This is a genomic window from Algibacter sp. L4_22 (assembly GCF_023473045.1).
In the GTDB taxonomy this organism is placed as follows: Bacteria; Bacteroidota; Bacteroidia; order Flavobacteriales; family Flavobacteriaceae; genus Algibacter.
In genome coordinates this window covers 1-1,397 of record NZ_JAMCOK010000035.1, presented here as the reverse complement: position 1 = coordinate 1,397, position 1,397 = coordinate 1, and the positions used below count along the sequence as shown (strand labels likewise).

The 1,397-nt window shown below is 39.3% G+C and carries 1 protein-coding gene; it reads right to left on the bottom strand.

Going from position 1 to position 1,397, the window contains the following annotated elements; translation table 11 throughout:
• Positions 1-123: 123 nt before the first annotated feature.
• A partial coding sequence (locus M4I23_RS19445; RefSeq protein ID WP_249755517.1) for a reverse transcriptase family protein occupies positions 124-1,397 on the bottom strand: 1,274 nt, incomplete at its 5' end.

Sequence of the window (1,397 nt, the reverse complement as noted above, 5' to 3'; positions counted from 1 at the left end):
GATGTTTGAATGAATTTGATTACTGGATCACTGAAAACTTTCACAGAGTTTAACAGCTTAAAATGGCCTGATCACAAACAGAGAAGCAGAATTGGGTTAAAGAGTTAGAATGGAAATTTCCTCCTACCAGGGATACAGCTGCTTGTAGACAATGTTAGGAAGACTGTTCCAGAGTTTAGGTGCTAAATAGGAAAAGGATCGACCGCCTGCAGTTGATTTTGATATTCTAGGTATTATCAACTGGCCAGAATTTTGAGACCGCAATAAACGTGATGGAGTATAATGCGTTAAGAGCTCGCTCAAGTACTGGGGCGCTAAACCATTTAGTGCTTTGTAAGTAATCAGCAAGATTTTAAAATGAATACGATGTTTAATAGGGAGCCAGTGCAGTGTTGCCAGAACCGGGCTAATATGGTCATACTTCCTGGTTCTAGTAAGAACTCGAGCTGCTGCGTTTTGGACCAGCTGGAGTTTGTTTATTAAGCGAGCAGGGCAACCACCCAGTAGAGCATTACAATAATCTAGCCTTGAGGTCATGAACGCATGAACTAACTGTTCAGCATTTTGCATTGAAAGCATGTGCCGTAATTTAGATATATTTTTAAGATGGTAGAATGCAGTTTTACAGATGCTAGAAACGTGGCTTTCAAATGAGAGATTGGTATCAAAGAGCACACCCAGGTTCCTAACTGACGACGAGGACTTGACAGAGCAGCCATCAAGTGTTAGACAGTATTCTAGGTTACTACTTGTGGAGTTTTTTTGTCCAATAATTAAAAATTCAGTTTTTTCTGAATTAAGTTGCAGGAAATTACTAGTCATCCAATTTTTTATATCAGCTATGCATTCCGTTAATCTTGTGAATTGGTAAGTTTCGTCAGGGCGTGAAGAAATATAGAGCTGAGTATCGTCAGCATAACAATGAAAATTAACGCCATGCTTCCTAATAATATCTCCCAGTGGTAGCATGTACAGGGTGAAAAGCAACGGTCCTAGCACTGAGCCCTGCGGTACTCCATACTGAACTTGTGATCTGTGTGACATCTCTTCATTTACTGCTACAAACTGATAACGGTCAGATAAGTATGATTTAAACCATGCCAATGAAATTCCACTAATGCCAACATAATTTTCGAGTCTATTCAAAAGAATGTTGTGGTCGATAGTATCGAATGCAGCGCTAAGATCGAGTAACACTAATAGAGAGATACAACCACGATCGGATGATAAGAGTAAATCATTTGTAACTCTAATGAGAGCAGTCTCAGTACTATGATACGGTCTAAATCCTGACTGGAAATCCTCACAGATATCATTTCTTTCTAAAAAGGAGCATAATTGTGAGGACACTGCCTTTTCTAGTATTTTTGACAGAAAGGGTAGATTTGAGATTGGCC